General features: G+C 71.3%; 17 protein-coding genes. 8 read left to right on the top strand and 9 right to left on the bottom strand.

Annotated features, from left to right (window positions below):
• Positions 1-8: 8 nt before the first annotated feature.
• Positions 9-881 (bottom strand): alpha/beta fold hydrolase, encoded by an 873-nt coding sequence (locus tag HNR40_RS13040; RefSeq protein WP_184960787.1) that lies wholly within the window; start codon positions 879-881, stop codon positions 9-11.
• A 19-nt stretch (positions 882-900) separates the two neighbouring features.
• Entirely contained in the window at positions 901-2,022 is a 1,122-nt protein-coding gene (locus HNR40_RS13035) for an MFS transporter (protein ID WP_312896320.1), read from the bottom strand.
• Positions 2,023-2,129: 107 nt separating this feature from the next.
• Between HNR40_RS13035 and HNR40_RS13030 the strand changes: the two genes are divergently transcribed.
• Together HNR40_RS13030 and ybaK are read left to right on the top strand one after the other, a co-directional pair.
• On the top strand, positions 2,130-2,840 hold the full coding sequence (locus tag HNR40_RS13030) for an AraC family transcriptional regulator (protein WP_221340298.1): 711 nt from the start codon (positions 2,130-2,132) through the stop codon (positions 2,838-2,840).
• A gap of 38 nt (positions 2,841-2,878) precedes the next feature.
• Entirely contained in the window at positions 2,879-3,379 is a 501-nt protein-coding gene (ybaK, locus tag HNR40_RS13025) for a Cys-tRNA(Pro) deacylase (RefSeq protein WP_312896319.1), read from the top strand.
• Here the strand turns inward: ybaK and HNR40_RS13020 are convergent.
• Positions 3,366-3,872, bottom strand: coding sequence for an RDD family protein (locus tag HNR40_RS13020; protein WP_184960783.1), 507 nt, complete (start codon positions 3,870-3,872; stop codon positions 3,366-3,368). The genes ybaK and HNR40_RS13020 overlap by 14 nt on opposite strands.
• A 66-nt stretch (positions 3,873-3,938) precedes the next feature.
• On the opposite strand from HNR40_RS13020, the gene HNR40_RS13015 reads away from it, so the two are divergent.
• Positions 3,939-5,309 carry an amidase gene (locus tag HNR40_RS13015; protein ID WP_184960782.1) on the top strand — a complete coding sequence of 457 codons (1,371 nt, stop codon included), beginning with the start codon at positions 3,939-3,941 and terminating at the stop codon, positions 5,307-5,309.
• Here the strand turns inward: HNR40_RS13015 and HNR40_RS13010 are convergent.
• Positions 5,306-5,809, bottom strand: a complete 504-nt coding sequence (locus tag HNR40_RS13010) for a hypothetical protein (protein WP_312896318.1) — start codon at positions 5,807-5,809, stop codon at positions 5,306-5,308. The two genes, HNR40_RS13015 and HNR40_RS13010, sit on opposite strands and share 4 nt — an antisense overlap.
• A gap of 113 nt (positions 5,810-5,922) precedes the next feature.
• On the opposite strand from HNR40_RS13010, the gene murA reads away from it, so the two are divergent.
• The 3 genes from murA to HNR40_RS56210 all read left to right on the top strand — a co-directional run bounded on the left by murA (position 5,923) and on the right by HNR40_RS56210 (position 12,456).
• Positions 5,923-7,233 (top strand): UDP-N-acetylglucosamine 1-carboxyvinyltransferase, encoded by a 1,311-nt coding sequence (murA, locus tag HNR40_RS13005; RefSeq protein ID WP_184960780.1) that lies wholly within the window; start codon positions 5,923-5,925, stop codon positions 7,231-7,233.
• 52 nt (positions 7,234-7,285) lie between these two features.
• Positions 7,286-9,496: a transglycosylase domain-containing protein gene (locus tag HNR40_RS13000; protein ID WP_184960779.1), complete on the top strand. Its 2,211-nt coding sequence runs from the start codon at positions 7,286-7,288 to the stop codon at positions 9,494-9,496.
• Between the two features lie 110 nt (positions 9,497-9,606).
• Positions 9,607-12,456 (top strand): ATP-binding protein, encoded by a 2,850-nt coding sequence (locus tag HNR40_RS56210; protein WP_184960778.1) that lies wholly within the window; start codon positions 9,607-9,609, stop codon positions 12,454-12,456.
• A gap of 3 nt (positions 12,457-12,459) precedes the next feature.
• On the opposite strand, the gene HNR40_RS12990 is transcribed toward HNR40_RS56210, so the two are convergent.
• Positions 12,460-15,858, bottom strand: a complete 3,399-nt coding sequence (locus HNR40_RS12990; protein ID WP_312896317.1) for a M28 family peptidase — start codon at positions 15,856-15,858, stop codon at positions 12,460-12,462.
• 843 nt (positions 15,859-16,701) lie between these two features.
• A complete protein-coding gene (locus HNR40_RS12985; RefSeq protein WP_246509028.1) occupies positions 16,702-17,466 on the bottom strand; it encodes a TolB family protein in 765 nt (254 codons plus the stop codon).
• A 295-nt stretch (positions 17,467-17,761) separates the two neighbouring features.
• Here HNR40_RS12985 and HNR40_RS12980 point away from each other — a divergent pair, with 295 nt between their 5' ends.
• The gene (locus HNR40_RS12980) at positions 17,762-18,292 is read left to right on the top strand and encodes a hypothetical protein (protein ID WP_184960777.1); all 531 of its coding nucleotides are present in this window, start codon (positions 17,762-17,764) and stop codon (positions 18,290-18,292) included.
• On the opposite strand, the gene HNR40_RS12975 is transcribed toward HNR40_RS12980, so the two are convergent.
• The 3 genes from HNR40_RS12975 to dnaE all read right to left on the bottom strand — a co-directional run bounded on the left by HNR40_RS12975 (position 18,270) and on the right by dnaE (position 24,427).
• Entirely contained in the window at positions 18,270-19,439 is a 1,170-nt protein-coding gene (locus tag HNR40_RS12975; protein ID WP_184960775.1) for an MFS transporter, read from the bottom strand. The genes HNR40_RS12980 and HNR40_RS12975 overlap by 23 nt on opposite strands.
• Positions 19,440-20,735 (bottom strand): galactose-binding domain-containing protein, encoded by a 1,296-nt coding sequence (locus tag HNR40_RS56205; protein ID WP_184960774.1) that lies wholly within the window; start codon positions 20,733-20,735, stop codon positions 19,440-19,442. It lies immediately after the preceding gene.
• A 164-nt stretch (positions 20,736-20,899) separates the two neighbouring features.
• Positions 20,900-24,427 (bottom strand): DNA polymerase III subunit alpha, encoded by a 3,528-nt coding sequence (gene dnaE, locus HNR40_RS12965; protein WP_184960772.1) that lies wholly within the window; start codon positions 24,425-24,427, stop codon positions 20,900-20,902.
• Between the two features lie 164 nt (positions 24,428-24,591).
• On the opposite strand from dnaE, the gene HNR40_RS12960 reads away from it, so the two are divergent.
• Positions 24,592-25,953, top strand: coding sequence for an amino acid permease (locus tag HNR40_RS12960; protein ID WP_312896316.1), 1,362 nt, complete (start codon positions 24,592-24,594; stop codon positions 25,951-25,953).
• Positions 25,954-25,964: the final 11 nt, after the last annotated feature.

Genomic DNA, 25,964 nt, shown 5'->3' with positions numbered 1-25,964 from the left:
CCAGCCCGTCACCCTCCGGGGCTGGGACCCCTCGGGGGCCTGGGATCCCAGCTTTTCCCCTGGGCTGGGATCCCAACCTCCCGCAGAATCTCGCCGAGCTCGCCCGGCCGTTCCCGCCAGGGATGGTGGCCGGCCCCCTCCAGCACGTGCAGCCGGCCGTCCGGCAGCGCCCCGGCCAGCGCCGCCACGGAGCCGACCGGCCGGGGGTCGCCCGCGCCGTGGATGACCGAGACCGGCACCGCGATCCGCCGGACGTCCTCCTCCGGCCGGGCCGCCGCCTCGGCGGCCAGACGCCGGTTGGCCACCCAGTTGATCTCGTACGGCGCCGCGGCGTCCTCGGCCGCCCAGTCCCAGGCCCGATCCCGATCGGCATGGTCGGTGAACCACGCCAGCGTGCGGAACTCCCGCTCCTGCTCCGGACTCCGCACGGGCAGCGACTCCAGCTCGGCCAGCCGCGCGCGCTGCCCGGCCGTCATCCGCCGGTCACGCTCGGCCCGGTAGCCCGTCCTCCAGTCGCCCAGACCCGTCCCACTGAGGTAGCCCACCCACGTCAGCCGGTCCGGGTGCGCCCCGGCGTAGGCGAGGGCCAGCGTGGCGCCGAAGGAGTGGCCGACGACCGCCCACCGCTCATACCCCCAGTGGCGGCGCAGGATCTCGAGATCGGCGACCAGGCGGTCCAGGCGCTGCTCGTCCGAGGGCCCCGACCGGCCGCAGCCGCGCTGGTCGAAGCGGTGCACGACGACGCCGTCACCGAACAGGGCGGCCAGCGGGCCGAGATAGTCCCACAGGCCGGGACCGCCGTGCAGCAGGACGACGGGCGCGCCCCGCCCGGTGGTCCCGGTCCACAGCCGGACACCGTCGTCCATGGTCACGAAAGACATCACGTCAGCATATGAAGGGTCACGGCAGGACGATCGCCGGCTCCTTCAGCGGGCGCGACAGGAACCAGGCCAGCAACGGCATCACGATGAGCGTGGCCAGCGCCAGGCGCAACGAGGTGGCCTCGGCCAGGGCGCCGATCAGCGGGCTGGCGACGCCGCCCACACTCACCGCCAGGCCCAGGGTGACGCCGCTGGCCGTACCGGCGTGGCGGGGCAGGTAGTCCTGCCCGAGCGTGACGTGCAGCGAGAACGGGACGTAAAGGGCGACGCCCGCCGCCGCCACGAACAGGAACACGGCCGGTCCCGGCACCAGCACCACCCCGGCCACGGCGGGCACCGCGGCCGCGTAGGCCAGCCGCAACGTCCGCACCCGCCCGTAGCGGGTGGCCAGGCGGCCGCCCAGGATCGTCCCCGCCGCACCCCCCGCGAACTGCACGAACAGCGCGACCGCGCCCGCCGCTCCCCCGCCCACGTACAGCGCCACGAACGTGCTCAGCCCGATGTAGCCCACCGACCGCAACCCCATCACCAGCGCCAGCCGCACGAAGGCCGCCCAGTCGTCACGCGCCCCCTCCCGCGTACGGCCAGCGCCCCCACCCCGCCCGACCGACCGCATCGCCACCACCGTGACCAGGCACCCCAGCACAGCGGGCACCGCCAGCAGCGGCGAGACGGCCAGCCCGCCCCAGGCCAGCAACGGCGTGACCATCAGCGGCGCCACCGCGAACCCGAGGTTGCCGCCCAGCGAGAACCAGCTCATCCCCACATGGCTGCCCTGGCTGGCCGCCCTGGCCAGCCGCGCCGACTCGGGATGGTAGGCCGCCACGCCCAGCCCGGACAGGGCGATCGCCAGCCACGTCAGCGGGTACGAGCCGGCCGGGCCCGCCAGCCCCACCCCGAGCCCGGTCACCAGCATGCTCACCGGGATCAGCCAGCCCAGCCGCCACCGGTCGGCGATCGCCCCGAACAGCGGCTGCACGACCGACGACAGGAGGGTGGCGGCCAGCACGATCCCGGAGGCGGCCACGTAGCCGTAGTGCCGCTCGGCCACCAGGAACGGAACCATGGCCGGGACGACGCCCTGGTAGAAGTCGACACTGGCGTGGCCGGCGGCGAGCACGCCCATCCTGTTGATCCGCACCCCTCGATCGTCGCCGCCGGGGTGTGTGGCGCGCTTCCGATAAAGTGCCAACATATGCCGGAAAATCGCCATACGTCCGGGGAGGAGGTGAGGGGATGGTACGGCACATGCCTGAAGCCCCCACCGGGACACGCCCCCTGCCCGGCGGCGGCGAGATCGACGCGCACCGGCACGACGACCACCAGATCGCCTACCCCTACGAGGGCGTCATCTCCATCACCACCGGCGCCGGCACCTGGGTGGCGCCGGGCAACCGGGCACTGTGGATCCCGGCCGGCACCGTCCACGAGCACCGCGCCTACGGACGTACCGACCTGCGCCTGATCGGCTTCGCCGAGAACCCGCTGGGCCTGGAGCGGCCCGCCGTCCTGGCCGTGACGCCGCTGCTGCGTGAGCTGATCGTGGCCTGCTCGGAGGAGCCGGAAGACCCGCTGCTGCGCGCCGTTCTGCTCGACCGGCTGCGCCGCTCCCCCGCCCCCGAGCACCCGGTGCACCTGCCCGCGCCCCGCGACCCCCGCCTGGCCGCGGTCTGCGCGATGGTCGGCGCCGATCCGGCCGACGACCGTACGCTGCCGGAACTGGCCGCGGCCGCGGGCACCAGCGACCGCACCCTGGCCAGGCTCTGCCGGGCCGAACTCGGCATGACCTTCCCGCAGTGGCGCACCCAGACCCGCCTGCACCACGCGCTGATCCTGCTGGCGGAGGGCCTCCAGGTCACCACCGTGGCGCACCGGTGCGGCTGGTCGTCGGCCAGCGCCTTCATCGACGCCTTCCGGCATGTCTTCGGACACACCCCAGGGCGCGCGTTCCGCCCCTGACGCCTTTACATTGTAGATCCCGAGTACGATGGCGTGTTGTGAGCAAGAAGAGCAAAGGCGGCGGCCAGGGCACCCCGGCCACGGTGGCGCTGGCCAAGGCGGAGGCGGACTTCACCCTCCATCCCTATGAACACGACGCCAACGCGCAGGCCTATGGCGAGGAGGCGGCCGACGCGCTCGGCCTGCCGTACGAGCAGATCTTCAAGACGCTCGTGGCCGAGGTGGAGAGCGGGCTTGCGGTGGCGGTGGTGCCGGTGGCGGGCAAGCTGGACCTGAAGGCGTTCGCGGCGGCGCTCGGGAGCAAGCGGGCGGCGATGGCCGACGCGGCCAAGGTCGAGCGGGTCACCGGCTACGTGGTGGGCGGCATCAGCCCGCTCGGGCAGCGCAGGCAGCTGCCGACCGTGGTGGACGAGTCGGCGCTCGGCTTCGAGACGATCTACTTCTCGGCCGGGCGGCGCGGGCTGCAGATCGAGACGGCGCCGGGCAACCTCGTCGGGCTGACCCGGGCCACGACGGCTCCGATCGCTAAGACCGGCTGACCACGCGCGTACCGGCTGCCAGGTCGTGCGCGGAGGCGCGGTCGCGGCGCGCGAACAGGAGCACCAGCGTGAGCAGCACCAGGCCGTAACAGACGGTCAGGGCGGCGACGACGGCCACGCTCATCTCGCCCGGGGCGTGGAACATCCGGATGGCGGCCATGTGGGCGAGCTGCCAGGGCAGGAGCTTGACCGCGTTGCGCGCCAGCACCCGGCCGGGCCCGGGCCGACGGCCGTCCACTGTGGTCACGACCAGGCCGGCGCGCCGTTTGCCCAGCGTCGCCTGCCCGGCCGACGCCTCGCCCACGCTCAGGTAGAGCCAGACCGGCACGACCGTCAGGCCGGTGACGAGCAGGTCGTCGGCGATCAGGGACGCGCCGAACAGCCTGCTCAGCCCGGCCAGCGCGGCCACCGCGAGGACGGCGAGCCAGCCCAGGATGACGAGGTAGTCGAGGCCCAGCGCGACGAACCGGGGTTTCAGCGGCGCCTTGACCATGGTCCGACGATGCCAGCGGGCGGGCGGGTGCGCCTCCCCCCGGGGGAGGATTCGTAGGATCGCCCTGTGACGGATCTGCACTATCTGACGGCCACCGAGATGTCCCGGCTGCTGCGCGCCCGCGAGATCAGCGCCGTGGAACTGCTCCAGGCCCACCTCGACCGCATCGAGCAGGTCAATCCGCGCGTCAACGCGATCGTGACGCTCGCCGCCGAACAGGCCATGGTCACCGCGCGGGCGCTGGACTCCGTCGCGCCCGCCGGGCCGCTGCACGGGCTGCCCGTCGCGCACAAGGACCTCGTGGACACCGCCGGCCTGCGCACCACGTACGGCTCGCCCGCCTTCGCCGACCACGTGCCGGAGAAGGACGACCTGATCGTGCAGCGCCTCAAGGCGGCCGGCGCGATCACGATCGGCAAGACGAACACGCCCGAGTACGGCACCGGCTCCCACACCGTCAACGAGGTGTTCGGCGCCACCCGCAACCCCTACGACCTGTCCAGGTCGGCGGGCGGCTCCAGCGGCGGCGCGGCCGCGGCGCTGGCCAGCGGGATGATCCCGCTGGCCGACGGCTCGGACATGGGCGGCTCGCTGCGCAATCCGGCCTCGTTCTGCAACGTGGTGGGGCTGCGGCCGACGCCCGGCCGGGTGCCGGCGATCTCCGACAAGGCGGCCTGGTACACCCTCGCCGTCCCCGGCCCCATGGCCAGGACCGTCGACGATCTCGTGCTGATGCTGCAGGTCGTCTCCGGGTTCCACCCGGGCTCGCCGTTCGCGGTCACCGAGCCCTTCCACACCGACCCCATCGAGACCGTGGAGCACATGCGGGTCGCCTGGAGCCCCGACCTGGGCGGGCTGCCGGTCGACCCGCGCACCGCCGAGGTCACCGCGAACGCGCCCCATGTCCTGGAGGAGCTCGGCGCCCGCGTCGAGCGGGTCGACCTCGACCTGTCCGACGCCGACGAAGCCTTCCGCATTTACCGTGCCTGGTATTACGCGCTGGCCTTCCCCGACCTGGACATCCTCGGCCCCAACACCCGCTGGAACGCCGAGCAGGGCCGCCTCCTGTCCGGCGCCGACCTGGCCCGCGCCGAACGCCTGCGCACCGGCCTCTACCACCGGATGACCGCGTTCTGGGACCGATACGACGTGCTGCTCGCCCCGGTCAGCCAGGTGCCGCCGTTCCCGGTCGAGGACCCGTACGTCAGCGAGATCAACGGGGTCCGCCTGCCCGACTACCTGTCGTGGATGCGCTCGGCGTACTGGATCAGCGTCCTGCACGCGCCCGCCGCCAGCGTTCCCGCGGGCTTCACGCCGGAGGGGCTGCCGGTCGGCGTGCAGATCGTCGGCCGCCCCTTCGCCGACGCGCGCGTCCTGCGCGTGGCGCGCGCCTTCGAGCAGGCCACCGGGTACGGCTCCCGCCACCCCGCCCTCTAGATCCCGTACGGCTTGCGCAACGCCGAGTCGCGGTAGCCGTGCATGCCTTCGAGCAGCCCGAACAGCGCCACGGCCAGCAGCGGCCAGGCCACGAGCACCCCGCGCGCGGTCAGCTCAAGCGACCCCGGCACCACCTTCAGGCCGGGCGCCGCCGCCTCCACGGTGACCACGCCGATGGTGACGGCCGAGCCGACCCAGAACGTGAGGAAGGCGGCCAGCACGCCGCCGGCGCAGAGCCCGGCGAGCACGGGCAACTGCTCGTGCCGGTTGCGGAACCACGCCGCGGCCCCGCACAGCAGGCCGAGTCCGCCGGTGATCGCGGCGAACCATCCGTCGGCGGCGATGAGCGCCTGCGTGGACGGGTCGGCCAGCACGGGGCCCTTCTCGGTGACCGCCATCGCCGCGCGCGGAGCCGCGTACGACCAGGCCAGACCGGCCAGAACCCCCAGGACCGCCATGACGAGCACGGTCACCGCGAAAGACCGCACATGCCGTACCACGCCACTCTCCCTCGCAACTATGCCCGAACCGCTCGATGGTATCCCGGTACCTACCCGAACACGCCGAGGCGGACATCGCACCAGCGCGTCCGGTAACGCGGGACAATGTCCGGATGAGCGATGAAGAGGTCTGGCTGATCGATCCCTCCGGACCGCTGCGGGGGGACGTCGTCGTCAGGGGATCCAAGAACGGCGTCTCCAAGCACATGGTGGCCGCCATGCTGGGCACCGGGGAGAGCACGATCGGCAACGCGCCCGAGGTCGGCGAGGTCGGCATCACCGCCGCCATGCTCCGCGCCCTCGGCATCAACGTGGAGATCGACGACGGCGAGATCCGCATCGAGCAGGGGCCGGAGATCCGGCCGAGGGTGCCTGAGGAATACACCGGGCTCAACCGCATACCGATCCTGATGCTCGGCCCGCTGCTGCATCTGGCCGGAGAGGCGTTCGTGCCGCTGGTCGGCGGCGACCCGATCGGCCGGCGGCCCATCGACTTCCACGTCGACGCGCTGCGCCAGATGGGCGCCGAGGTCGACATCCAGGAGGGCGGCGTCTACGCCAAGGCCAAGCGCCTGAACGGCACCCGCCTCGTGCTGCCCTACCCGAGCGTCGGCGCCACCGAGACGGTGCTGATGTCGGCGGTGCTGGCCGAGGGCAAGACCGTGCTGAAGAACGCGGCCATGGAGCCCGAGGTCGTGGAGCTGGCGCTGTTCCTGCAGCGGATGGGCGCCAGGATCGAGCTCTCGCCCGACCGCAGGATCGTCATCGAGGGCGTCGAGCGCCTGCACGGCGCCCAGACGTGGCTGGCCGGCGACCGCATCGAGGCCTTCTCCTACCTGGCGGCCGGGCTGGTCACAGGCGGCGAGGTCCGCGTGCACGGCTGCCCGCAGGACCGCCTGGTCACCGCGATCACCACGCTGGCCAGGATGGGCGCCCAGTTCCAGATCAACGACGAGTACCTGTGCGCCACCGCGCCGCCCGAGGGCCTGCGCTCGGCCGCGGTGCAGACCGACACCCACCCGGGGTTCATGACCGACTGGCAGACGCCGCTCATGGTGCTGTTCACCCAGAGCCAGGGCATGTCGGTGCTCCACGAGACCGTCTTCGAGAACCGCCTGGTCTACGTGCCCGCGCTGCAGGAGATGGGCTGCGAGATCGAGGTGTTCGACCAGTGCCTGGGCGGCCCGGCCTGCCGCTACCACGACACCAACGCCAAGCACTCGGCGGTCGTGCGGGGCGTGTCGCAGCTCAAGGGCGCCGACGTGCGGCTGCCCGACATCCGCGCCGGCTTCTCCGCGGTACTGGCTGCGGCGGTGGCCGACGGGCAGTCCACGCTGCGCGGGGTGCACCACATCGAACGCGGATATCACCGGCCTTTCGAGCAGTTCAAGATGCTGGGATTGAACATCCAAAGGCGCCGGTAAAGAGTTGGAAGCGGGCGTTTGCCGCTGATCACCAGGTCGTACATCATCCTTCGTGACCGTCCTCAAATCCGTCAGCGCGTTGGGTGTGGTGGGGGCTCTCGGAGGGGTGCTCACGGCCGCCCTGGCCGTGCCCGCCGTCAGCGGAGCGGGGCTCACGGCCAAGAGCCTCGCCGCGACCTTCACCGACCTGCCGCCCGCCCCCCGCGAAGAGCCGCTCTCCCAGGTGACGCGGCTCCTCGACCGGCACGGTGAGGTCTTCGCGCAGTTCTACACCGCCAACAGGACCGAGGTGCCGCTGGCCGCGGTCGCGCCGGTCATGCGCCAGGCCATCGTGGCCATCGAGGACGCCCGCTTCTACGAGCACGGCGGCCTCGACGTCAAGGGCACGCTGCGGGCGCTGATCACCAACAGCCAGGCGGGCGGCATCCGCCAGGGCGGCTCCTCGCTCACCCAGCAGCTCGTGAAGAACATCCTGGTGGAGAACGCGCAGAGCGAGGTCGAGCGCGACCGGGCGCGGGCGCCCAGCATGGCCAGGAAGATCACCGAGCTGCGGTACGCGCTGGCGCTGGAGGAGAAGTACCGCAAGGACGAGATCCTGGAGCGCTACCTCAACATCGCCTACTTCGGCGCCGGCGCGTACGGCGTCGAGGCCGCCGCCCGGCGCTTCTTCTCCACCTCCTCGGCCAAGCTGACGCTCGCCCAGGCGGCCACGCTGGCCGGGGCGGTGCGCTCGCCGTACGCCAACGACCCCTCGCTCGGACGCAGGCAGCAGGCGCGGCTGAAGGCGCGGCGCGACCTCGTCCTGGACCGCATGGCCGCGCTCGGCATGGTGACCGCGCCGCAGGCCGCGGCGGCCAAGAGCGCCAAGCTCGGCATCAAGCTGGCGCCCCAGCCGGGCGGCTGCGCCCAGAGCGCCTACCCGTTCTACTGCGTGTACGTGCAGCGGGAGCTGCTGTCCAGCCCGGTCTTCGGCAACACGCCCGCCGAGCGGCAGCGGCGCATGGCCCGCGGCGGGCTGACGATCCGCACCGCGCTCGACCCGAGGGCGCAACGCGCCGCCGAGCGCGCCATCTCCGCGGAGGTACGCCCGGAGGACACCGAGGTGGCCGCCGAGGCCATGGTCGAGCCCGGCAACGGCCGCATCAGGGCGATGGCGGCCAGCAAACGCTTCGGCAACAACCCCGGCAACCGCAAGAACGGCCCGAACACCACCTTCAACCTGGCCGCCGACGTCATGCACGGCGGCGGGCAGGGCTTCCAGGCGGGCTCGACGTTCAAGGCGTTCACCCTGGCCACCGCCCTGCAGCAGGGCTGGCGCTTCGGCCAGGGCTTCCAGACGCCCGGCGCGCTGGTGCCCTCAAGCGGCTACCGCGACTGCCGGGGCAACGCCGTCAACGACCGCAGTGCCCGCGTCTACAACGCCAGCGGCGAGGGCAAGGGCGGCCCGCACAGCCTGGAGACCGGCACCTGGCAGTCGGTCAACATCTTCTACATGATGCTGGAGGAGAAGGTCGGCCTCTGCAACGTGGTCAGGACCGCGCAGGCGCTCGGCGTCGGCCGCGCCGACGGGACGGCGCTGCGCGAGGTGCCGACGTTCACGCTCGGCGTCAACGAGATGGACCCGGTGACGGTGGCCGCCTCGTTCGCCGCCTTCGGCGCCAGGGGCCGTTACTGCAAGCCGCAGGCCATCCTGGAGATCTCCGGCGGCGCGGGCGGCGACACCGGCAGGACCTCGGTGCCGCCCTCCTGCGAGCAGGCGCTCGACCGGCGGGTGGCCGACGCGGTCAACCACGTGCTCAGCGGGGTGTTCAGCAAGGGCACGATGAAGGGCCAGAGCATCGGCCGCCCCGCCGCCGGCAAGACCGGCACCAACAACGGCTACACCTCGGCGTGGTTCGCCGGCTACACGCCGGACCTGGCGGCGGCGGTCAGCGTCGGCGACATCCGGGGCTCCTACCGCTATCCGCTGCGCGGGGTCCAGATCGGCGACGAGTACTACGGTTCGGTCCAGGGCGCCTCGCTGCCGGGCCCGATCTGGGTGCGGTCGATGGAGTCGGCGCTCCAAGACGTCCGGCGCCACGGCTTCGTCTATCCTGACATGTCCCGCTTTGGCGGCGGATTCACTCCCGGCCTGAAGGAGGCCCAAGCGGCCGAGCGCAAGGCCGGCCGCGACCGCAAGGCCCGCCACCAGCGGGTGCGCTGGAACCGCGGCGGCAACCACCGCAAGCCGCACAAGGTGCGCTGGAAGCGCCGCCACCGCTGAAGGGGGCGCTTGACACCGCATCGCAACCCGGGAGTTATGTTCCGGGATTGAACCACGTGTCTGCGGTGGATAACGTCCGGGAGGATTCACCTAGCCGTTCGGAGTCATTCATGCGCGATTGGCCAGGTTTAATCGGGCGGGACGCCGCACTACAGTCGCTGCGCGAGGCGATGACGGCTCCCCCGTCCGTTGCGTTGGTAGAGGGTGAGCCGGGCATCGGCAAGACCACGCTGGTGCACGCGGCGGCCGTCCACGCCCGCGCGTCCGGGCGCAGCCTGCTGCTCGGGCACTGCCATCAGCTGCGCGAGCCGTTTCCCTATGGACCGGTCTTCGAGGCGCTACGCGACCTGCTGGGCCGCCTGCCGTACCCGGAGAAGCTCAATCCCGTCACCGGCGCGCTGCACGGCCATCTGCCCGAGCTGAGCGACGTGTTACCCGTGGCGCCGGCGCCGCTGTCCGACCCCGACGCCGAGCGCCACCGTCTCTTCCGCGCCGTGCACGGCCTGCTGGACGCCGCCGGGCCGACCGTCCTGGTCATCGAGGACCTGCACTGGGCCGACGACGGCACCCAGGACCTGCTGCGGTTCCTGCGCCGCCGGCCGCCGGACGGGCTGTCGCTGGTCATGACCTACCGCAGGCGCGACCTGCCCGCCGCCGGGCTGCCGCTCGGCTCCGCCTACCGCCACGCCCCCGAGGCCACCACCGTCGTCATCCCGCTCGGCCCGCTCGACGCGCGCGACGTCGGCACGCTGGCCGCCGGCCTGCTCGGCCGCGACGACCTGCCCTCCGCCTTCGCCACCCGCCTGCACGAACGCACCTCCGGCATCCCGTTCCTGGTCGAGGAGGTCGTGCGCTCGCTGGGCGACGACCGCAGCCCCGAAGCCCTGGAACACGCCGGAGTGCCGTTGCTGCTGCGCGAGTCCATGACCGAGCAGCTGGCCAGGCTCTCCCCCGCCGCGCTGGGCACCGTCCGGGCGGCCGCCGTACTCCGTCTGCCCTCCGGCGAGCCGCAGCTCGCCGCCGTCGCCGGCGACGGCGGCGGCCTCCTCGAAGCGCTCGCCCTCGGCGTCCTGCACGAATACCCCGGCAACCGGTACGGCTTCCGCCACGCCCTCGCCCAGGAGGCCGTCTACGACACCATCCCCGGCCCCGACCGCAGGATGGCCCACGAGCGCGCGGTGCGGGCCCTGTCCGGCGAGGACCCGCCGTCGCTGGTCCAGCTCACCTTCCACGCCCGCAGGTCCGGCGACACCCTCGCCTGGCTGCGCTACGGCACCGCCGCCGCCGAGCGGGCCGCCGCCCTCGGCGACGTGGCGCTGGCGATCCAGCTCCTCGAGGAGATGGTCGCCGACCCGGGACTGCCCGGCTCCGAACGCGTCGCGCTGGTCCTGACCATGGGCCGCCTGGCCGTGGCCGGGCTGTCGGTGCCCCGCGTGACCCGGCTGCTCAAGCAGGTGCTCACGGACAACACGCTCTCCCGCGACCTGCGCGGCCAGGCCAGGCTGGCCCTCGGCCTCATCCTGTTCGCCCAGATGGGCGACATGGTCACCGGCCCGCCGGCGATCCTGACCGCCGTGGAGGAACTGGACGACCGCCCCGCGCTGGCGGCCAGGGGCCTGGCCGGGCTGGCCATGCCCTGGTGGGGCACCGAACCCCTGGCCGTGCACGAGAAGTGGATGGCCCGCGCCGAGGAACTGGTCGCGACCGCCGACGACCCCGAGGTGAGCTCGGCGGTGCTGGGCAACAGGGCGGCGCTGGCGATGGCGATGGGCACCCCCGATGCGAGTAAGCTCATCGCCCGCCTGCCGGCCTCCGACCCCTCCGCCGCCGTGCGCAGGCAGGTCGCCCGCGCCTACTGCAACCTCTACGACCTGGCCGCCACCCTCGGCCTGTACGGCGAGGCCGACGACCTCGGCCGCCGCGGCCGCACGCTCGCCCAGGACACCGGCGCCTTCTTCCACGCCAACCTGGCCGAAGGGGTGGACCTGCGCCTGGCCTGGCTGACCGGACGCTGGGAGGGCCTGGCCGCCAGGGCGGCGACCGCGATCGAGCAGTTCGAGGAGACCCCGGTCGCGACCCTCGACGCGCACTTCGTCATCGGCCGCCTCGCGCTCGCCTCGGGCGAGTGGTCCGAGGCCGCCGCCCACCTGCACGCCGCCGGCCTCGACGAACCGCACGCCGGCTACCTGCCGCTCGCGCTGGCCGCCAGCGGCGGCCTCATCGAGCTGCACCTGGCCCGCGGCGAGGAGGCCCCGGCCGTGGTGGAGGCGGTGCGCGCGGTGGAACGGCTGCGCGGCAAGGGCCTGTGGGTCTGGGGCGACCAGCTTCTGGTCCCCGCCGTCAACGCCCTGCTGCGCGGCGGGATGGCCGAGGAGGCCGCCGACCTGACCGCCGGCTTCGCCGAAGGAGTCGTGGGCCGCCGCGCGCCCTCCAGCGCCGCCGCGCTCGACCTGGCCCGCGGCACCCTCGAAGCCGCCGCCGGCCGGCACGAGGCGGCCGCCGCCAGGTTCGCGCTGGCCCGAGCCGCCTACGCCGCCCTGCCGCAGCCCTACGCCGCCGCCCGCGCCGGAGAGGCAGAAGCGGGTTCCAACCTCGCCCTGGGCGACCGTACGGCTGCCGCCACCGCGCTGGCCGAGGCCGCCGAACGGTTCGCCGCCCTCGGAGCCACCCGGGACGCCGCCCGGTGCCGGCACGCGCTGCGCGAGTGCGGCGTCGCCATCCCGACCGTGCGGCGCAAGAGCGCCGGTGTCCTGTCTCCCCGGGAGCGGGAGGTGGCCAGGCTGGTGGCGCTGGGCCGTACCAACAAGGAGATCGCGGAGGTGCTGTTCCTGTCGCGCAGGACGGTCGAGACTCACGTGGCGACCCTCCTGCGCAAACTCGGAGTGCGCTCGCGGACGGAGGTCGTGTCCGCGCTCGCCGCTGAGGGGGTCCCGGCCGCCGAGCGGCCGGGACCCGGGTGATCATCAGACCTTGATGCTCCACCAGTCGAGAACGCCCTGGTCCTGGGCGTAGATGTCCTCGATGTAGAGCACCCACTGGCCGCTCGCCTGCTGGGTCACCGGCACGGTCCAGGTCCGGGTGCCGAAGGCCGAGCAGGACGTGCCGCCGGCGGCCCTGATCTGGCGCCACGTGCCGTTGGGGCCACGCAGCCAGATGTCCAGGTCCTCCAGGCAGGTGTGGTTGCTGGTGGCGGTGACCGTCACCGGCGACTGCGCCGTGCCCGTCGCCGTGGAGGTGATCGGGCTCTGGACGTAGGTGAAGTCGCGGATCTGGTAGTCGGTGTCGTTGCGGAACGTGCGGCCGCCCGTGTCGCCCGTCACGTTCAGCGTGAACACCGTGGTGCGGGTCGCGGTCTCACCGGTGCCGGTGATCGTCACCGAGTGGTTGCCCGTCGGGGTCGACGCGCTGGTGGTGATCGTCAGCGTGGAGCTGGCTCCGGAGGTGACCGAGGCGGGGTTGAAGGTGGCGTTGGCGCCGGCGGGCAGGCCCGAGGCGGTCAGGTTGACCGTCTGCGCGGTGCCGGCCGTCGTCTGCGTGTTGATCGTGGTCGTCGCCGCGTTGCCGGCCAGAACGGTGCCGGACGACGGGTTGGCCGCGATCGAGAAGTCGCGCGGGTTCGGGTTGTCCGTGCCCACCGCGAGCTTCCAGATGGCCCACGCCGACGCGTCGGAGGCGCGGTCGAGGACCGTGTCGTTGATGTTGGCGGAGGTGTCGCACGCCGCGTGGTAGCAGCGGTCATAGGCCTGTCCGGCCGTGCCGCCCCACTTGGTCGCCTGCGCCTGGGTCTTGGTGTAGCTGGCGCCCGCCGCCACACCCGACGTCGCGATGCCCGCGTTGCGGAAGGAGGCGTCGTCGGAGCGGTTGGCGCCCTCGGTGTTCTCCTCAGGCTGCAGGTTCAGCCGGTCGTAGAACGCCTTGAGGTGCTGCGCGGCGGTGGTGTTGATGTTGTTGATGAAGTAGCCGCCGTTGGGCGAGCCCACCATGTCGTAGTTGTGGTAGACCTGGATCTTGGTGCGCTCGGTCTGGTTCAGCGTGGCCACGTAGCCCTCGGAGCCGTTGAGACCCTGCTCCTCGTCGCTCCACCAGCCGAACCTGACGTGCTTGAGCATGTTCGGCCGCGTCGCCGCCAGCGTCAGCGCGACTTCGAGCAGCGCCGACGAGCCGGAGGCGTTGTCGTTGATGCCCGGTCCGGCCGAGACGCCGTCGAGGTGCGCGCCGGCCATGATGACCTGGTTGGCGTCACCGCCGGGCCAGTCGGCGATCAGGTTCGGGCCCGCCCCGGAGGTGCAGGTCGAACCACACGCCACGCGGCGTACCTCGAAGCCGGCGGCCTGGAGCTTCTGCTCCACGTAGGAGACCGAGGCGGTGTAGCCGGCGCCGGTCGACCTGCGGTTGCCGCCGTTGTTGGTGGCGATCGTCTGGAACTGCGAGAGGTGCGCCTTGACGTTCGTCAGGCTGATGTCCGGCGGGTCCACCGTCGAGGTGCCCACCGTCAGCCGGTAGGTGGCCGTGTGCGTGGCGGTCTGGCCGGTGCCCGTCACCGTGATGGTGTGGGCGCCCTGCGGCGTCGTCGCGCTCGTCGTGATCGTCAGCGTGCTGTTGTTGCCGCTGGTCACCGACGCCGGGCTGAAGCTGGCGTTGGCGCCGGCCGGCAGCCCGGAGGCGGTCAGGTTGACCGTCTGCGCCGCGCCCGACGTGGTCTGGGTGCCGACCGTCGTCGTGGCCGTCTGACCCGGCTGGACCGTCCCCGTCGCCGGGTTGGTGGAGATGGAGAAGTCCTGACCGGCCTGCTGGCACGTCGGCTCACCGGTCTGCACCGGCACGCTCACCGCGTTCCACGCCGCCTTGGTCGTGGCGCACTCGACGCTGGCGGCGCCGTACAGCTCGACCACCGCGGCCAGCGAGGCCGAACGGACGCCGGCGTAACGCCAGGTCGAGGTCTTGCGGGCCAGCGCGCCCATGAAGATCTTGCCGGCCTTCTGGATGCCGATGCCGGTCACCGAGCTCGGTCCGCCGGAGCAGATCGGGCTGTTCGGCTTGCCGCCGCCGGGCGCGTTGCCCTCGGCCAGCAGGTAGAACCAGTGGTTCAGCGGACCGGCCGCCGCGTGCACCTCGGTGTTCGGGATCGCGGTCGACCAGCAGTTCGGGTCGCCGACGCGCGACGGGTCGAACATGTACCTGATCGGGCCGTCGCCCACCAGGTTCACCTCTTCACCCACCTCGTAGTCCGGCGGGTCGTTCGGGTGGTTGGCGTAGTGCTCGGTCAGAGCGCCGAAGATGTCGCCGGTGCCCTCGTTGATGCCGCCGTTCTCGTTGCCGGAACCGGCGCCGCCGGGCGTGGTCTGGAAGATCGCGTGGCCGTACTCGTGGCCGACCACGTCGATCGGGGTGACCTGGCGCTGGTTGTCCTGGGAACGGCCGAAGTTGGTGTAACTGCCGTTCCAGTACGCGTTGACGTCGGCCAGGCCGACCCGCGCCGGGAAGCCTCGGCCGGCGCCGTCGATGCCGTTGCGGCCGAGCCAGTCACGGAGCATCTCCCACTCGCGCTGCACGCCGTACAGGGCGTCCACGCAGGCGGTCTCCAGGTTGGTGCCCTGGCCGTTGCCCCAGGCGTCGTCCGGTCCGGTGTACGGCTGGCCGTTCTGACCGCCGCACTGGATACCGGGACGAGTGGTGTCGACCATCCGGTACGTGCCGCTCGCCTGGCTCGTGTCGATGGTCACGTTCGGGTAGTAGTAGCCGTTGCCGGTGCCGGCCTTGACCTCGTCGTAGTGGTCGGCGACCTTGCCGGTGCGGGCGTCCACGAAGACGTGCTGCTTGCTCGGCTTACGGGCGGCGACGCCCTCCACCACGGTCTCCCAGGCCAGCGCCGGCCGCTCGCCCCAGGCCAGCACCACCAGGCGGGGCGTACCGGTGACGTCCACCCGCGACAGCCGGCTCTTCGACACCCGGGCCGCGCGCTCGGCGCTGACCACAGGCTGCACCGCGAGATCGGCCGGAGCCGCGCCGGAAGCCGCGGTGGTGTCACGCACCCGGCCCTGCGAGTCGGTCACGACGACAGCGTCGCCGCCGACCACCGGCAGGCCCTTGTAGGTGCGCTCGTAGGACACGTAGAACATGCCACTGGCGCCAGGCGTGACCGCCCGGCGCCAGTACGTCTCATCAGGTCCCTTGCGTAATTCGTCCAGCCCGCTGGCAACGGCCCGATCGGCCGCGGTGGCGGCGAGGCTCTTCGGGTCTGAGGCGGTCAGGCTCTTTTGGGGGTTGACGCCCGGGGGCGCCGCTGCGGCTGCTGGATTGATCACCATGGCGGCCGTCACGGCCAGCCCGGCGACTGCCGCGAGGACGGATCTGCGTCTCACTCGCCAGTCCTTTCAGGGGTCCGTCCACGCTGGCCCGCCGGTATGGGCGGGCCGGCGTGGAGGATGGGGGGTGTGGCGGCTTGACACTAAGACTGGACAGCTTGACGGGATATCCGTATCGCTATCGGTATACGTACGGAAATTACGTTAACCACCGCTTTACGCGCCCACCTGTAAGACCCACCCGACCCCTCGCCCCCAACCCCCACCCCGCCACACCCGCTGGCACGCCGCGCCCTCTCACCCGCACCCCGACCCGTGGCCCGCTTCCCACCCACCCCCGCCCCCTCGCCCCCTCGCCCCTGAGCCCGCCTGCCCCCGCACCCCGCCCGCTGGCACGCCGCGCCCTCTCGCCCGCACCCCGACCTCTGGCCGCTTTCCGCCTCCCCCCGACTCCTCGCCCCCGACGCCCGCCTTCCACCCCGCCCGCACGGCACCCTGCCCGCCCCTCAGCCACACAGGCGCGCCCATCACCCCCGTCCCCGCCAGCACGCCCGCGAGCCCACACCGCGCGGCCCCGCCTCACCCATGCCTTGGCGCACCCGCGACAACCCGCGCGGCATCACCACGCCGCCGGGCTAGAGGGCGGGGCGGGATGGCGCGGCCCCACCCATGCTTGGCGTGCACCCGCAGCAACCCGCGCAGCATCACCACACCGCCGAACCAAAGGACGGGGCGGGATGGCGCGGCCCCACCCATGCTTGGCGTGCACCCGCGACAACCCGCGCAGCATCACCACGCCGCCGAACCAAAGGACGGGGCGGGATGGCGCGGCCCGGCCGGAGGGGGCGCGAAGGCGAGCCAGAGAGCGGGGAGCAGGGTGGGCCGGAGGGGTGGGGATGGTTAGTGGATGGCGGAGGGGGAGGAGGCGTTGGGGGTGAGGAGGTGGGGGGTGCCGGTGCCGTTGGCGGGGACGGACCAGATGTCCTTGCCCTTGGCGTACATCACGGTGCGCTCGTCCAGCCACGCGGCCTGGTCGTCGATGGAGGCGGTCTCGGCCAGCGGCGTTTCGCGGCCGGTGGCGAGGTCGAGGGCGTACAGGCGCCACGGGCCCGGTTTGACGCGTTTCTTGTAGACCAGGGTGGTGCCGTCCGGGGAGAGGGAGGGGCATTCGGCGTTCTCGCGGAGCGTACGTGCGCGCCAGTTCGTGAAGTCCCCCTCCACCAGGTACGTCTTGCCCTTCGTGGACAACGTGGCATAGAAGCGGGAGTCGTCGGCGGCGAAGGTGATGCCCCAGTAGTTGACGTCGGCGGAGTAGTAGCGGTGGCCGTCGATGCGTAGCGGGATCTCCTCGATGTTGGTGATCACGTAGCCGGTCTTGGTGTCCAGGATGCCGCTCCAGGTGGAGAAGCCGCCGCTGTTGTAGGAGTCACCGGTTACGAACACCGTCCACGACGCCATCCGCCCACTGGCCGAGATCCGGGCCCGGCTGGGGATTCCGGCCAGCCGTACCGTGCGGACCTCACGCATCGAACGGTCAAGAATGACCGCGTCCGTGGTGGGCGGCGCACCAGGGCGGGTGACCAGGCAGATGGTCGTACCGGCGGCCGTGTAGTTCCGGTCACACTTGGTCGCGCTGACGGCCGGCACCGCCCTGGGATCACCCATCGGCACCGAGGCAACCCGCCCCGAACTCCGAACCACCAGTTGCCCCGCCCTCCCCGGATCCACAGCCGAAGCCGCCGGCCCCTCCTTCTTCGCCGCCGCCCAACTCGCATACCCAACAGCCACCCCGGCCAGCACCACCACCGCCAGCACAACCGCCCCCACCCGCCGGACCCCGCTCCCGCCTACCACCTGGTCGGTAGCCACCTCCCGCAGGACCCCACTCCTCCCTACCACCTGGTCGGTAGCCACCTCCCGCAGGCCGCGAGGGACACGGTCAGGGGTGGAGCGGTCGGGGGTGACGTGGGCGTCCGTCGCGGAGGCCGAAGAGGTGAGCTCGGGAGGATCGGAAGCGGGAGCGGCAGAGGCGGGAACGGCAGAGGCAGCAGGGGTGGAGCTGGGAGAAGCGGGGGTGGGAAGGGTCGAGGCGGGAGAGGGGGAAGGGACGGAGGCAGGAGAGGCGGATGCGGGAGAGGTGGAGGCGGGAGAGGTGGAAGGGGCAGAGGCCGGAGACGCCGAGGCGGGAGAGGTGGAAGGGGCGGAGGCGGGAGAGGTGAGAGGGGCGGTAGGGGCGGAGGCGGAGGCGGAGGACGTGGGAGGGGCTGAGGCGGGAGGGGCGGAGATGGGAGGGGGCGAGGCGGGAGGGGCGGTTGGGGTGGGGGTGGGGGTGGGGGTGGGGGTGGAGGTGGGGGTGGAGGTGGGGGTGGAGGTGGGGGTGGAGGTGGGGGTGGAGGTGGGGGTGGAGGTGGGGGTGGGGGTTGGGGTGGAGGTTGGGGTTGGGGTGGAGGTTGGGGTTGGGGTGGGGGTCATAGGACTCTCCAAGCAATGATGATCGATAGGACGAGTCCGGCGGCCATCACCAGGAGCCCCTGGCCTGCGCCCAATCCGGTCCACAGCACTCCGAAGCCGATCGATGAGACCATGCGGGCTGCCGCCTGTCCGGTTTGTAGTACCGCCAGGCCGCTGGTTCGGAGGGTTTCGGGGAGCATGGGGGCGGCCAGGGCCATCAGGACGCCGTCCGTTGCCGCGTAGAACGCGCCGTGCAACACGAGCACCGGTACGAGCCAGCCCGGCCCCATCAGCACCAGGTACGCCCCCAGCAAAGCCAGATGCCCGCCCAGGAACACGTAGGCCCTGCCGTACCGGTCGGCAAGGCGGCCGAAGGGGACGGCCAGCACCAAATAGACCGCGGCCGTCCCCAACGGCAGCAACGGGAACAGTTCCGGGGCGAAGCCCAGGCGACGTTGCAGCATGAGGTAGACGAACGCGTCGCTGACCGTCACCAGTCCGAGCAGGCACGCGGCCGCGCAGACCCGGAGGAACGCGCGGTCGCGCAGGACCGCCGCGCGCAGGGACGGGCGGGGGGCCAGGGGGCCGCGGCGGTCGCGGACCAGGGCGGCGAGCAGGACGACGCCGAGCATCGCGACGCAGAAGCTGGTCACGAACACGGCGTCGTGCGCGCCGCCGGTCGCCGCCAGTACACCGAAGGCGGCCAGCGGGCCGAGGAAGGCGCCGGCGGTGTCCATCGCGCGGTGGACGCCGAACGCCGAGCCGAGCCCCTCCGGCGGCGCGCTCAACGTGATCAGCGCGTCCCGGGGCGCGGTGCGCAGGCCTTTGCCGGTGCGGTCGGCGGCGATGGCCGCGCCCAGCGCCGCCACGGAGGCGCCGGCCGCGAGCAGGCCGACCTTGGCGGCGGCGGACAGGGCGTAGCCGAGGCCGGCCACCAGCTTGCGGCGGCGCCAGCGGTCGGCGGCGTGGCCGCCGGCGAGGCGTACGGCGGCGGTGATGCCGAAGTAGAGGCCGTCGAGGACGCCGAACTGCACGAGGCTGAGCCCGAGCGTGCCGACGAGGTACAGCGGAAGCACCGCTGTGATCATTTCTGAGGAGATGTCGGTCACCAGGCTCACCGCGCCGAGCGCCACCACGTTGGCGGGCACGGCGCGGGTGAGCATGGTGCCGCGGATCGATACGTACATCTAGTGGCAGGTGTAGGTCGGGCTGGTGTCCTTGACCGAACCGTCGACGCCGATCAGTTGCCAGGCGAAGGTGGTGTCGGTGAAGTTCAGCTTCAGGACGCCGAAGGTGTTGGTGATGCGCTTCTGGCTGTTCGGCTGGACGTTCTCGATGTTGTACGGCGAGGCCCCGCCCATCCCGCCGAGGATCTCGACGATGCCGTTGGGGTCGGCCTGGGCGGTCGGGCTCTGGGGCCCGAATCGCTCGTAGTGGTGGTCGTGCCCGTTGAGGACGAGGTCGGCGCGGGCGGCGTACAGGCGCTGCCAGACGGGCCGGCTGACCGGGTCGTTGCCGTGCTCACCGGAGCTGAACAGCGGGTGGTGCCAGTAGGCGGCGACACACCGCTTGGTGTTGGCGGCCAGGTCCGCGCTGAGCCAGTCGAGCTGGGCCTGGTTGTCGAAGGAGTTGGAGTCGAGGGCGATGAAGTGCCATTCGCCGCGGTCGTAGCTGTAGTACGGCTTGCCCTGCGGGTAGGCGATGGACCCGAAGTACGACTTGTAGCCGGCCAGCGGGCCCGCCGGGTCATAGGTCTCGTGGTTGCCCGGCGAGGGGCGGGTCTTGGACTTGAACCTGCCCCACGTCTTGTCGTAGTAGTTCCGGAAGTCCGACAGCAGCGCGTCGTCGTACTGGTTGTCGCCCATGGTGAGCACGAACTCGGGGTTCATGGACTCGACCAGGGCGGCGGTCTTGGGGTGGATGCAGGAGGAGCCGGAGGTGCACTGCTCGGCGATGTCGCCGGCGGCGGCGACGGTGAAGGAGGTGCCGCCGGGGTCGGGGGTGCCGCCGTACACCTGCATCTCCCACAGCGAGTAGCCGTAGGTGGTGCCGCGGGCGGTGCCGTACATGCGGACATAACGGCCGGAGGCGGTGAGGGTCAGGTCGTCGAGGCCGCCGTCACCCGAGGTGGTGGAGTAGACGGTGCTCCAGGTGGAGGCGTCGGGCGAGACCTGGATCTGGTACGCCTTGCCGTAGGCGGCCTCCCAGAACAGTTTGACCCGCGAGATCTGCTGGACGCTGCCCAGGTCGACCCTGACCCATTCGGGGTCACGGCCTTCCAGGGAGGCCCAGCGGGTGGAGGTGAGGTTGCCGTCGAAGGCCTTGCCCGAACTGTAGGAGCTGCCCTCCTTGGAGGAGGACGAGGCGGGCTTGCCCTGCGACAGCAGGGTCTCGACGACAGCGGTTGCGGTGGCGGTGGCCGGGGTTAACAACCCGGCCATCAGGACGAGGACGGAGAGCAGAGACCAGCGTGCTCTGGACATGGCGAATCTCCTGGGGGCGAGATCTGGGCATGATCCGTTGAGCAGCCGGGACAGCGGGTGGTTTCCACGCCGAGCGCGTCACCCCGTCACGGGGCCGCGCCGAGCCACTTACCGGCGATCGTGGCAAGCGGCAACGCGCGTGTCAAGTTAGTTAGGAAGGTTTCTTAACCTCCGAGGCACGTCGGGCCGAGCAACTGCTTGAGATCGCCCATCAGCGCCGGCGACGGCGTGACCCGCAACCGGTCCTCGACCCGCATGACCGTCGTCTTCGGCCCGTTGTGCACCTGCAGGTGCACCTCGGAGGTGCCGGGGTGGGTGGTCAGGATCTCCTTCAGCCGGGTGACGACCGGCGGCGTGCAGCGGCCGAGCGGCAGGCTGACCGTCAGCGGCCCGCCCGCCTCCTGGGTCAGGTCGGGCGCGGTCACCTCCATCGCGATGATCTTCGCGACGTCCTCGCGCTTGTCGATGCGGCCCTTGACGAAGACGATCGCGTCCTCGGCCAGGATCGTCGAGCACAGCTGGTAGGCCGACGGGAAGATCATGACCTCGATGGCGCCTTCGAGGTCCTCCAGCTGGGTGAGGACCCAGGTGTCACCCTTCTTGGTGACCTTGCGCTGCACGCCCGACAGGATGCCGCCGACGGTGACGACCATGCCGTCGGCGCGGCTCTCGTCCTGCAGGGCCGCGATCGAGCAGTCGGCGCCGGAGGCCAGGATGTGCTCGACACCGAACAGCGGGTGGTCGGAGACGTAGAGGCCCAGCATCTCCCGCTCGAACTGCAGCAGGGTGTTCTTGTCCCACTCCCCCACCGGGATCTGCACGTCGAAGGTCTGGTCCTCGCCGCCCTCGATGGCGCCGAACAGGGAGTCCTGGCCGATGGCCTCGTTTTTCTTGATGTCGATGATCGCGTCGACGGCCTGCTCGTGCACCATGACCAGGCCCTTGCGGACGTGGCCGAGCGAGTCGAAGGAGCCCGCCTTGATCAGCGACTCGATGACCCGCTTGTTGCACACGATCGCCGGGACTTTGCGCAGGAACTCCTTGAAGTCGGCGAAGCGCCCCTTCTCCTTGCGCGCGCCGATGATGCCGTCGACGACGTTGCCGCCGACGTTGCGGATCGCCGACAGGCCGAAGCGGATGTCGGTGCCGCGCGGGGTGAAGTCGAAGTCGGAGTCGTTGACGTCCGGCGGGAAGACCTTGATGCCCATGCGGCGGCACTCGTTGAGGTAGAGCGCCGACTTGTCCTTGTCGTCCTTGACCGAGGTGAGCAGGGCGGCCATGTACGCGGCCGGGTAGTTGGCCTTGAGGTAGCCGGTCCAATAGGAGACGAGGCCGTATCCGGCGGTGTGGGCCTTGTTGAAGGCGTAGTCGGAGAACGGCAGCAGGATGTCCCACAGGGCCTTGATGGCGGCGGCCGGGTAGCCTCCGTCCTTCATGCCCTTCTCGAAGAACTCGTACTGCTTGTCCAGCTCCGACTTCTTCTTCTTGCCCATCGCGCGGCGCAGCAGGTCGGCGCCGCCGAGGGAGTAGCCGGCGACCTTCTGCGCGATGGCCATGACCTGCTCCTGATAGATGATCAGGCCGTAGGTCGTGTCGAGGATGTCCTTCAGCGGCTCTTCGAGCGCCTCGTGGATCGGGGTGATGTCCTGCTGGCCGTTCTTGCGCAGCGCGTAGTTGGTGTGGGAGTTGGCGCCCATCGGGCCGGGGCGGTAGAGCGCGAGGGCGGCGGAGATGTCCTCGAAGTTGTCGGGCTTCATCAGCCGCAGCAGCGAGCGCATGCCGCCGCCGTCGAGCTGGAAGACGCCCAGGGTGTCGCCGCGGCTCAGCAGCTCGTACGTCTTGCGATCGTCGAGCGGGAGCTCCAGCAGGTTGATCGTCTCACCGGTGGTCGCCTCGATGGCCTTGAGGCAGTCGTCCATGATGGTGAGGTTGCGCAGGCCGAGGAAGTCCATCTTCAGCAGGCCGAGCGTCTCGCAGGTCGGGTAGTCGAACTGCGTGATGATCACGCCGTCGGAGTCGCGGCGCATGATCGGGATGTGGTCGGTCAGCACCTCGGCGGACATGATGACGCCGGCGGCGTGCACGCCGGTCTGCCGGATCAGCCCCTCCAGGCCCTTGCCGAGGTCCATCGTCGCCTTGACGTCGACGTCTTCCTCGTAGAGCCTGCGCAGCTCGCCCGCCTCGCTGTAGCGCGGGTGGTCCTTGTCGAAGATGCCGGACAGCGGGATGTCCTTGCCCATGACGGCGGGCGGGAAGGCCTTGGAGACCCGGTCGCCGAGCGCGTAGGGGAAGCCCAGGACGCGGCCGGCGTCCTTGATGGCGGCCTTCGCCTTGATGGTGCCGAAGGTGGCGATCATGGCGACCTTGTCGGCGCCCCACTTCTCGGTCACGTAGCGGATCACGTCGGCGCGCCTGCGCTCGTCGAAGTCGATGTCGACGTCGGGCATGGAGACGCGCTCGGGGTTGAGGAACCGCTCGAACAGCAGCGCGTGCGGGATGGGGTCGAGGTCGGTGATGCCCATCGCGTACGCCACCAGCGACCCGGCGGCCGAGCCTCGCCCGGGGCCGACCGAGATGCCGTTGTCCTTGGCCCACATGATGAAGTCGGCGACCACGAGGAAGTAGGACGGGAAGCCCATCTGGAGGATGATGCCCATCTCGTACTCGGCCCGCTCGGTGCGCTCGTCGTCCCAGCCCTCCGGGTAGCGGCGGCGCATGCCCTCCCAGACCGTCTGGCGGAAGAACTCCTCCTCCGTCATGCCGTCGGGCACCGGGAAGCTCGGCATGAGGTTCTTGTGCTCGAAGAACCCGGTCGCGTCGACCTTCTCGGCCACCAGCAGCGTGTTGCGGCAGCCCTCGGCCCACAGGTCGGAGGAGTCGACCGCGCGCATCTCGTCGGCGGACTTGATGTAGTAGCCGGAGCCGTCGAAGCGGAAGCGGTCGGGGTCGGACAGCTGCTTGCCGGTCTGGATGCACAGCAGGGCGTCGTGGGAGGCGGCGTCGGACTCGTAGGTGTAGTGGGAGTCGTTGGTCACCAGCGGCGGGATGTTCAGCTCTTTGCTGATCCTGGCCAGGCCGTCGCGGACGCGGCGCTCGATCTCCAGGCCGTGGTCCATGATCTCCAGGAAGTAGTGCTCCTTGCCGAAGAGCTCCTGGTATTTCGCCGCCGCCCGCACGGCCTCGTCGTATTGCCCCAGCCTGAGCCTGGTCTGCACCTCGCCGGACGGGCAGCCGGTCGTGGCCATGAGGCCCTCGGAGTGCTCGGCCAGGATCTCGGCGTCCATGCGGGCCCACTTGCGGTGGAAGCCCTCGGTGTAGGCGCGCGAGGACAGCCGCATCAGGTTGTGCAGGCCGGTCTTGTTGCGCGCCCAGATCGTCATGTGGGTGTAGTAGCCGCCCGCGGAGACGTCGTCCTTCTTCTGGTGCGGCTCGCCCCACAGCACGGGCTTCTTGTTCTGCCGCATCTCGGGGGCGACGTAGGCCTCGATGCCGATGATCGGCTTCACCCCGGCCCCGGTGGCCTGCCGGTAGAAGTCGTAGGCGCCGTGCATGTTGCCGTGGTCGGTGATGGCGATCGCGGGCATGCCCAGCTCGCCGACCTGTTTGAACATCTGCTTGAGGCGCGCGGCCCCGTCCAGCATGGAGTATTCGGTGTGCACGTGCAGATGGACGAACGAGTCGCTGGACGACATGGAGCGGCGCCTCCCGGACGGACGTGGTGTGCGCTCCGACTCTAGTGGTCCGCGCCGACAATTCGGTGCCGCCCGCGAGAGCCGTACGACCGGCGCGTCCCCCCCGTCGCGGATACCTGCGTGGATATCGTCGCCATTACGGAAAGCGACGAAAGGCTCACACAGTGCAGACGGACGAAGGCTACACCCACGCGCTGGGCAACCGGCACGTCCAGATGATCGCGATCGGCGGCGCGATCGGGGTCGGCCTGTTCCTGGGCGCTGGCGGCAGGCTGGCCGCGGCCGGGCCGGCGCTGGTGCTGTCCTACGCCGCCGCGGGGCTGGCGGCCTTCTTCGTCATGCGGGCGCTGGGCGAGCTGGTGCTCTACCGGCCCACCTCCGGCTCGTTCGTGGACTACGCCGACGAGTTCGTCGGCCCGTGGGCCGCCTTCGCCAGCGGCTGGATGTACTGGATCAACTGGGCCTTCACCGGCATCGCCGAGCTGACCGCGATCGCCACCTACGTCCACCGCTGGGCGCCCCACTTCCCCACCTGGGCCACCGCTCTGCTGGCGCTGGGGCTGGTGCTGGTGGTCAACCTGCTGTCGGTGCGGCTCTTCGGCGAGCTGGAGTTCTGGTTCGCGCTGCTGAAGGTGCTGGCGATCATCACCTTCCTCGTGGTCGGGCTCTGCGCGGTGCTGTTCTCCGTGGGCGCGGCCACCCCGGCCAACCTGGTCGCGCACGGCGGCTTCTTCCCCAACGGCTTCGGCGTCGTGCTGATGAGCCTGCAGGCCGTGGTCTTCGCCTACGCCTCCATCGAGCTGGTCGGCATCACCGCCGGTGAGACCGCCAACCCCCGCCAGGTCATGCCCAAGGCCATCAACGGCGTCATCTGGCGCATCGCCGTCTTCTACGTCGGCTCGATCATCCTGCTGGCGATGGTGCTGCCGTGGACCGCCTACAGCGCCGACAACTCGCCGTTCGTCACGTTCTTCGCCAGCCTCGGCGTGCCGTGGGCGGCCGACGCCATGAACCTGATCGTGATCACCGCCGCGATGTCGTCGTGCAACTCCGGCCTCTACTCCACGGGCCGCATCCTGCGCTCGATGGCGACGAAAGGCGAGGCGCCCGCCTTCGCGGCGCGGCTCAGCGGGCGGCACGTGCCCATCGGCGGCATCCTGCTGACGGCCGCCGTCTTCCTGGGCGGGGTGGCGTTGTTCTACTTCGTGCCCGAGCGCGCGTTCAACATCGCCACCGCGGTGGCCTCCCTGGGCGTGATCACGACGTGGGGGACGCTGGTCTACTGCCAGCTCCGGCTGCGCAGGCGCGGGCACGTCTCACCGTTCAGGATGCCGGGCACGCCGTACTCGAACTGGGCGACGCTGGCGTTCCTGGCGCTGGTGGTGCTGCTCATGCCGTTCGCCGACGCCGACCAGCGGGTGGCGTTCTTCCTGCTGCCGCTGCTCGCTGCCGGGATCGTGATCGGCTGGAAGATCACCGCCGCGCGGCGGCGCGCCCACCGCGCGGGGCCCTCCGCCACGCCGTAGACCGCCGGTCC

The organism is Nonomuraea endophytica (assembly GCF_014203235.1).
Taxonomy (GTDB): Bacteria; Actinomycetota; Actinomycetes; order Streptosporangiales; family Streptosporangiaceae; genus Nonomuraea; species Nonomuraea endophytica.
The sequence above is the reverse complement of the archived record's forward strand: the minus strand, read 5'-3'. Positions and strand labels throughout refer to the sequence as shown.

Coding starts and splice junctions, on each gene's coding strand:
- HNR40_RS13040 (WP_184960787.1), bottom strand. CDS start 881: ATGTCTTTCGTGACCATGGACGACGGTGTCCGGCTGTGGACCGGGACC.
- HNR40_RS13030 (WP_221340298.1), top strand. CDS start 2,130: ATGCCTGAAGCCCCCACCGGGACACGCCCCCTGCCCGGCGGCGGCGAG.
- HNR40_RS13020 (WP_184960783.1), bottom strand. CDS start 3,872: ATGGTCAAGGCGCCGCTGAAACCCCGGTTCGTCGCGCTGGGCCTCGAC.
- murA (WP_184960780.1), top strand. CDS start 5,923: ATGAGCGATGAAGAGGTCTGGCTGATCGATCCCTCCGGACCGCTGCGG.
- HNR40_RS56210 (WP_184960778.1), top strand. CDS start 9,607: ATGCGCGATTGGCCAGGTTTAATCGGGCGGGACGCCGCACTACAGTCG.
- HNR40_RS12985 (WP_246509028.1), bottom strand. CDS start 17,466: ATGGGTGATCCCAGGGCGGTGCCGGCCGTCAGCGCGACCAAGTGTGAC.
- HNR40_RS12975 (WP_184960775.1), bottom strand. CDS start 19,439: ATGTACGTATCGATCCGCGGCACCATGCTCACCCGCGCCGTGCCCGCC.
- HNR40_RS56205 (WP_184960774.1), bottom strand. CDS start 20,735: ATGTCCAGAGCACGCTGGTCTCTGCTCTCCGTCCTCGTCCTGATGGCC.
- dnaE (WP_184960772.1), bottom strand. CDS start 24,427: ATGTCGTCCAGCGACTCGTTCGTCCATCTGCACGTGCACACCGAATAC.